6 protein-coding genes and 1 pseudogene are annotated in these 7,288 nt (G+C 67.6%); 2 read left to right on the top strand and 5 right to left on the bottom strand.

Features of this window, described 5'->3' with window-relative positions:
• Positions 1-93: 93 nt before the first annotated feature.
• Positions 94-390 (top strand): annotated as a pseudogene (locus ACWEBX_RS35800) (transposase); the annotation flags it as partial.
• Positions 391-695: 305 nt separating this feature from the next.
• Here the strand turns inward: ACWEBX_RS35800 and ACWEBX_RS35795 are convergent.
• From ACWEBX_RS35795 to ACWEBX_RS35775, 5 genes are all read right to left on the bottom strand, one after another.
• The gene (locus ACWEBX_RS35795) at positions 696-1,895 is read right to left on the bottom strand and encodes an ABC transporter ATP-binding protein (RefSeq protein ID WP_451888927.1); all 1,200 of its coding nucleotides are present in this window, start codon (positions 1,893-1,895) and stop codon (positions 696-698) included.
• Positions 1,896-1,933: 38 nt separating this feature from the next.
• A complete protein-coding gene (locus tag ACWEBX_RS35790; protein ID WP_384787530.1) occupies positions 1,934-2,767 on the bottom strand; it encodes a carbohydrate ABC transporter permease in 834 nt (277 codons plus the stop codon).
• Positions 2,767-3,708: a carbohydrate ABC transporter permease gene (locus ACWEBX_RS35785; protein ID WP_451888926.1), complete on the bottom strand. Its 942-nt coding sequence runs from the start codon at positions 3,706-3,708 to the stop codon at positions 2,767-2,769. Before ACWEBX_RS35785 ends, ACWEBX_RS35790 begins: the two co-directional genes overlap by 1 nt.
• Positions 3,705-4,976, bottom strand: a complete 1,272-nt coding sequence (locus ACWEBX_RS35780) for an ABC transporter substrate-binding protein (protein ID WP_451888925.1) — start codon at positions 4,974-4,976, stop codon at positions 3,705-3,707. The genes ACWEBX_RS35785 and ACWEBX_RS35780 overlap by 4 nt, the downstream gene beginning before the upstream one ends.
• 381 nt (positions 4,977-5,357) lie before the next feature.
• The gene (locus tag ACWEBX_RS35775; RefSeq protein WP_451888924.1) at positions 5,358-6,041 is read right to left on the bottom strand and encodes a hypothetical protein; all 684 of its coding nucleotides are present in this window, start codon (positions 6,039-6,041) and stop codon (positions 5,358-5,360) included.
• Between the two features lie 235 nt (positions 6,042-6,276).
• Between ACWEBX_RS35775 and ACWEBX_RS35770 the strand changes: the two genes are divergently transcribed.
• Entirely contained in the window at positions 6,277-7,053 is a 777-nt protein-coding gene (locus tag ACWEBX_RS35770) for an endonuclease/exonuclease/phosphatase family protein (protein WP_451888923.1), read from the top strand.
• Positions 7,054-7,288 lie beyond the last annotated feature (235 nt).

Genomic DNA, 7,288 nt, shown 5'->3' with positions numbered 1-7,288 from the left:
GTCTTGTCAACAGAGCTCTCAGGCCCGGGCATACTCAAAGGCTCGACTCGCGCCCACGAAGGCCAACACTCGCCGGCCTTCGCCTCCCATTAGGCCTACTCGTCCAAGGACAACCGCGCCTACCTGCGCAGACGCGGGATCACCGCAGTCATCCGGGAAAAGAACGACCAGGCCGCCAATCGCCGCAGGAAAGGCTCGGCCGGCGGTCGCCCCGTCGCCTTCGACACGCACCGCTACAGGCAGCGCAACACCGTGGAGCGCTGCTTCCAGAAGATCAAGACCTGGCGCGGCCTCGCCACCCGCTACGACAAGTCCCCCGAGAGCCACGAGGCAGGACTGCACCTCAGAGCCTCGATCATGTGGTTGAAGCACATCACCTCAATCGCATGATCCGAACCCCGAACAGCTCCTAGTCCGATAGCCGCTGCCGAAGACCTCTTCGGCATGCGTCACCGGCGACAACAGCCACGAGGCGGGGTGTCAACCCATGCCCTCCAACGCGACGCCGAACCGAAACGAGCCGGGGTCCATCAAGTCCCTGTCCATGACGTGATTGCACAACCATCACACCAATATGAAGGTCAATGCGTCACCTGTTTGACGGCGCCGCTCCGCGACAACGAGTCGGGCGTGAGGGAACCACGGCCGACGGTCCCGCAAGCGGTGAGCCTTCTCGGCGGCGAGGCCTGATCACGTCACGTGCCGGGTTCGTCGTCGGTCAGGGTCAGGTTGGCCCCGGAAGCCGGGTCGAAGACGTGCATCTTGGCGGTGTCGACCCAGAGTTCGGCCCGGCCACCCTCGCGTACCCGCGTGGAGGCGTCGAGGCGGGTGACGATCTGGTGCCCGCCCGCCCCGGTGTCGGTCGTCCCCGAGTCGGCCGCGAGTTCGGCGAGTTCGGAGGTGGCCGTGGGCTGCCACTCGTCCTCGGTGAAGTACGCGTACACGTCTGAGCCGAGGGATTCGACCACGTCGATGTCCACGCTGAACGTCGTACCCGATCCGGCCCTGGCCCGGTCCACGAGCGCGGCGTCCTCGAAGGCCTCAGGGCGCAACCCCACGATCAGCTCTCTGGGGGCGTGGTGCTGCTCGAGCGTGCGCCGCAGCCGGTCGCCGAGGTCGAGGTCGCCCACCGATGTGCGCAGGCGGTCGCCCTCCGCGGTGGCGTGCAGGAAGTTCATCGCGGGCGAACCGATGAACCCGGCTACGAAGAGGTTCTTCGGCTGCTCGTAGAGGCGTTGCGGGGTTCCGATCTGCTGAACGACTCCGCCGCGCATCACGACCACACGGTCGCCGAGTGTCATGGCTTCGGTCTGGTCGTGGGTGACGTAGACCGTGGTGCTGCCCAGGCGCTGCTGGAGGCGGGAGATCTGGGTGCGCATCTGGACGCGGAGCTTCGCGTCCAGATTGGAGAGCGGCTCGTCCATCAAGAACGCCTTCGGGTCGCGCACGATGGCCCGTCCCATGGCCACGCGTTGGCGCTGGCCTCCGGAGAGGTTGGCGGGTTTCCGATCGAGATGGTCCGTCAGGTCCAGGATGCGGGCCGCCTCTTCGACCTTCTCGCGGATGGTCGCCTTGTCCACTTTGGCCAGTCGGAGCGCGAAACCCATGTTGTCGCGCACACTCATGTGCGGGTAGAGGGCGTAGCTCTGGAAGACCATGGCGATGTCACGGTCCTTGGGAGTCCTGTCGTTGACGACCTCTCCGTCGATCAGGAGCCTTCCCTCCGTGATGTCCTCCAGCCCGGCGATCATGTTGAGGGTGGTGGACTTACCGCAGCCGGAGGGACCGACGAGAATGACGAACTCACCGTCACCGACACGGAGGTTGACGTCCTTCACCGCCACCGCACCATCGGGGTAGCGCTTGGTGATGCCTTCGAGAACGATCTCTGCCACGGTCGGTCCTTTGTGTCCTGACGAACGGCTGCCGCCGGTCAGCCCTTGACGGCTCCGGAGGTGAGCCCGGCCACGATGCGCCGCTGGAAGAGCAGCACGAAGACGATGATGGGGATGGTGATCACCACCGCGGCGGCGGCGATCGAACCGGTGGGCTGGGCGAACTGACTGCTCCCGGTGAAGAAGGCGATGGCCGCCGGCACGGTCCGGGCCGCCGAGGTCGAGGTCAGCGAGATCGCGAAGAGGAAGTCGTTCCAGCAGAAGATGAACACCAGGATCGCCGTGGTGAACACGCCCGGCGCCGCCAGCGGAGCGATCACCAGCCGGAACGCCTGCGCCGGGGTGGCGCCGTCCACCTTGGCCGCCTTCTCCAGGTCCCAGGGGATCTCCCGGAAGAAGGCCGACAGGGTGTAGATGGCGAGCGGCAGGGAGAAGGTCATGTACGGGATGATCAAACCGGTCCAGGTGTCGAAAATGCCGATGATCCGCTCGATGTTGAACAACGGCGAGACCAGCGAGATGGGCGGGAACATCGCGATCAGCAGCGACATCCCGATCAGCAGACTCTTGCCGGGAAACCGGAGCCGGGCGACGGCGTAGGCCGCCATGGTGCCCAGCACGACCGCGATCACCGTGGAGATGAGGGCGATGCCGATGGAATTGATCAGCGCCCGGGTGAACTCGGACGTCTGGAAGATCCCGCGGTAGTTCTCCCACGTCCACTTGGTCGGGATGAAGCTGCCGTCGGTCAGGGTGCTGGGGTCCTTGAAGGACAGAGCGATGATCCACCAGACCGGGAAGAGCGCGTAGGCGATCACGAGGATGTTGACGACGGCCCACCCCGACCTCCGTCGTCGTCCGGCGGCGGACATCAGCGTCCCCCTTCCTGGGCACCGGGGGCGGCTGCCCCGAACAGCTTGATGAAGGCGAAGGCGATCAACGCCACGCACAGGAAGATCAGTACGGAGATGGCCGACCCGATGCCGAGGTTGAGCGCGGTGAAGAGGTTGTCGTACCCGAGGATGGACACCGAGCCGGTGTTGTGCGCGCCGGACGTGAGGATGTAGATGTTGTCGAAGATCCGGAAGGCGTCCAGAGTCCGGAAGAGCAGGGCGACCAGGATGGCCGGCTTCATCAGGGGGACGGTCACCAGGAAGAAGCGCTGCCAGCCTCCGGCGCCGTCCACCTGGGCCGCGCGCAGCGTCTCCTCCGGCACGAGGGCGAGGCCGGCGAGCAGCAGCAGGGCCATGAAGGGGGTGGTCTTCCACACCTCGGCCAGGATGATCAGACCGATGGCCGGCCACTGTTCGGTCAGGGGCGCGTCACCGGAGGGCAGGAGATCGGCCAGGTAGCCGGTTTCGGGGGTCCAGGCGTACTGCCAGGAGTAGGCGGCGACCACGGTGACGATGCCGTACGGGATCAGGATGGCCGTGCGAACCGTGCCGCGGCCGAAGATGGTGTGGTGCATGACCAGCGCCAGGGCGAATCCGAGGACGAGTTCCACGGCCACGGAGACCACGGTGATGAACACCGTCACCCACAGGGCCTGCCACCAGAACTCGGAGGACAGGACGGCACCGTAGTTGCTGAAGCCGACGAAGTGCGCCTGCTGCGGGAAGCGCAGATCGTATCGCTGGAGCGAGAGATAGATCGCGTAGACGATGGGGTAGGCGGTCACGGCGAGCATGACGATCACGGCGGGCGCGCAGAGCAGCCAGCCCAACCGGCGCTCCTGCCGGGCCCCTTCGGACAGGGCACGGCCGTCTTTGGGCACCGGTGCGTGCTCAGGGGCGTTCGGAGCCGACTGGGTCACGGGATCAGCCCCTTCGAGTCGAGGGCGTCCTTGATCTGGCCACTGATCTTCTCCACGTCCGGTCTCGGCTGGATCCCGTTCGGCGGCGACAGGGTGTGCGAGATCGCGATGGACACGTTCTGGTAGGCGGGGGTCTTGGGCCGGATGCTGGCGTTCTCCAGGGCCGCCAGAACGGTGGAGGCGAAGGGGTAGTTCTTGACGAGAGCGGGGTCCGAGTAGAGCGGGCGGAGCGTGGGCGGCAGCCCGCCCTCGAGCGCCGCCGTCAACTGGTTCTGCCGGTTCCGCAGGCACAGCGCCGCCTCGAAGGCGAACGCGGCGTGACGGGTGTAGGCGCCGACGGCCAGGTCGATGCCACCGATGGTGGGTCTGGCGGGCCGGCCCCTTTCGACCGCCGGGTAGGGCGCCCATCGGAACTGCTTGAAGAGCTTGGGGTTGTTGGCCTTCATCGAGGGATACACGAAGGGGTAGTTGATCTCGAAGGCCGCGCTGCCGGACTCCATGGCCAGCCGGTTCTGGTCCTCCATCTGATTGGACAGGGACGGGTCGGCCGCGGCCGAGGTGGCCAGAGTCTTCATGACGGAGGCCGCGCGCACGGCGGGCGGACCCAGCCTGGGAGCCGTGGCCGTCGCGTTGAGGATGGAGCCGCCGGCGCTCTCCACCAGCGAGTTGAACCACACCGTGAGTCCTTCGTACTGCGCGCCCTGGATCTCCACGTAGTGGGGCTTGCCCTGCTTCGCCAGGCGGCCGGCCATCAGGAGCATCTCGGCCCATGTCTCGGGCGGCGTGGGGACCAGGTCCTTGCGATACCAGAGCAGTTGGGTGTTCGTGTTGTACGGGACGGCGTACAGCCGCCCCTTCCACGTAGCCGTCCGCAGCGGGACCTCCAGGGTGTCCCGCACGGCCGTGGCGCGGTTGCCCCCGGTCCACGGCAGGATCCATTTGGCTTCCGCGAACTCGGCGGGCCAGGTGACGTCCAGCCCGATGATGTCGACCGTGTCGTCCTTGGCGGCCAGCCGGCGCACCAGTTGCTGACGCTGCCCGTCCGCTGTGCGAGGCAGTTTGTTGTAACTGATCCCGTAGCGCCCGCCGGACTGCTTGGAACAGACCTTGGCCGCACTGGCCAGCGCACCGGAATCATCGGGGAAGTTGTACCAGTTGAGCGTCACCGGCCCGCCGCCTCCGCCGCCACAGCCGGCCAGCGGAGCTGCCGACAGGCAGAGGGCGAGCAGGACCCGCAGGAGGCCGCGGTTGCCCGACGAAGGCGCCACCCCACACTCCTTCCGGACCAGTACGAGAGATCCGGACGGAACGGAGGAAAGCCCGGACGGGGGAGAGGCTAGGCCCGCACCCCGGCGCCACCTCGTCCGCCACACCGCCCGGTCATCCGATCGGATGCGGACAGCCCGGCCCCTGCCGTTCGCCGCATCCACAAGCCCTGAAGAACAAGCTGAGGCGGGAAGCGGTCGACTGGCGCACCCGCCACAGCGGATCGGTGCCAGTGGCGGTGTTCGCCTGTCACGAAGCGATGACGAGGAACTCACGCTCGGCCAGGGCGAGTTGGTCCGGGCCAGCCGAACGCGGCAGGCGGCCCACCAAAGTGCCTTCCCAGAGGTACCGGCCACCACCCAGCCGGTACCCATTCCGTAGTGCTAGACGCTAAAAGACAACCTCAGCACTGGTCGGCCCTCGTGCAGGGCAGCGCGGACCTTCGCGCGATCGGCCCAGTGACCTGACGCGTCAAGAAGCTCCGGCAGGACGAGGGCGGCCTGGTCCACGCCGGTGAGGTCGACCAGGTGGTCGGGGTCGTGCGGATGCGTCGGCGCGCCGCCGAAGAGGATCATCGGCTCGCGGACCGGGCCGGCGCACAGGCACGCCGAGGCGGTCGTGTCCCCGGCGATGGCCAGCATTCCTCCGTGGGAGAGGCCCGAGACCAGCAGTCCCTCGATCCGCAGGGCGCCCCCGACGTACAGGTGCGCCTCGTCCTCGATCAGGAGGCCGCGCAGGCGCACGTCTCCCGTCACCACCAAAACGTTAGCCTGGTCCCACTCGGTGAAGACGAGTGTCCCGTCGACCGTGAGATCTCCGTCCACGACATGGATGCCGCAGTCGCCGCCGTGGCAGACGGGCTGATGGGTCTCCGACCCGATGACCAAGTCGCCGCTGTGGTGGACCGTACCGCGGTGAACGAGGACCTCTTCCAGATCGCCGCCGAAACAGTCGCTGTTCGTATCGTCGAGTCCGTCCGGAGCGCACCACGCGTACCGGTCGGCCGCCTCGGCGAACGGGACACGGTCGATGCTGCCGAGGGCGGCGAACCATGGCGTGAACGTCACATCTGGCCTCCTAGTCTTCCGAGTACGCGGCGGTCGGGGAGAAGGTAGCCGATCCCGCCGACAGCGACCGGCCCCCGTGCGCCCAGGACCGGAGGGCACCAGGGCGGTGACCCCTCTCCCGGCAGTGTCCATCCACGGTTTCGGGCCCATCCGTGGCATGGGTGACCATACGATCAACACCGTGAGTGGCTCCCCGCACGGCCCGGCAGCCCACCGGACGGAAGGTGACAGGTTCGTGAAGGCCCTGCGACTGCTGACCATGAACACCCTCTTCACCGGCGATGTCCCGGCTCGGCTCCGTGCCCTCGGCGCGGCGCTCGCGGAGTCCGACTACGACATCGTCTGCCTGCAAGAGGTCATGTACCGCCGCAACGCCCGGCTGATCCGCCGCGCCGCTCCCGCATACCCGCACGCCGCCTACTCGGGCACGGTCCTGCTCAAGGGCGGCCTGGTGCTGCTGTCCCGTTGGCCGATCAGCCGGTGGCGGTTCGTGCGGTACCCGATGACGGGCCCGGTGCGCGGCGAGTTCGTCATGCGCAAGGGCGCCCAGGTCGCGTCCGTCGCCACACCGGACGGTGAGCTGGTGGTCGTGAACACCCACCTGTCGGCCAACCGCGACGACGACTGGTCCCCGACGAACCGGTACACAGGGATCGCTGAGGCTGAACTGGCCCTGGTGGCCAAGCTGATCGAGGACGCCGGCCCGTCCGTGCCCGTCGCGGTGGTCGGTGACCTGAACGTTCCGCGCGACTCGGCGGTACTCGCGGACTTCGTCGCCGCAGCGAGGCTGCGCGACGTCCTCGCCGGCGACACGCGTCCGACCTACCGGCCCACCCCGCGATGGCCGTCGCCGCCGGCTCTGGACCATGTGTTGGTCCGGGCAGCGGCCGGGGAGTCCCTGACCGGCGGCGCCGATTTCGTGTTCCAGGACGAGGTGACCTTGGGCGACGGCCGCCGGGCCTACCTGTCCGACCACTACGGCGTACAGGCGCAGTTGATCTGGTCGAAGTGACACGGAGCAGGCATCCAGCCGCTCGACGGGGGGCGAGCGACCACACCCTGCACCGAGGGACGGGCCCAACTTCGAGGGTTGACTGTTGCGGGGCGGCAATCGGCAGGATGATGCGGTCAACTTAACCCGGTCCTGAAGGACCGGGCTTGGAGGTAGTGCCCAGTTGGCTGCTGGGGTGGACTCCTCCGTTCAGACACCCCTATGGGGTGGCAGGGACGCGTGACTCACGCCCCGC

This window comes from Streptomyces sp. NPDC005070, from assembly GCF_053600395.1.
Note: the sequence above shows the minus strand (reverse complement) of the source record. Positions and strands in the feature narration are given on the sequence as shown.

Excerpts from the sequence above, each read along its gene's own strand:
- ACWEBX_RS35790 (WP_384787530.1), bottom strand. The coding sequence starts at position 2,767 with ATGTCCGCCGCCGGACGACGACGGAGGTCGGGGTGGGCCGTCGTCAAC.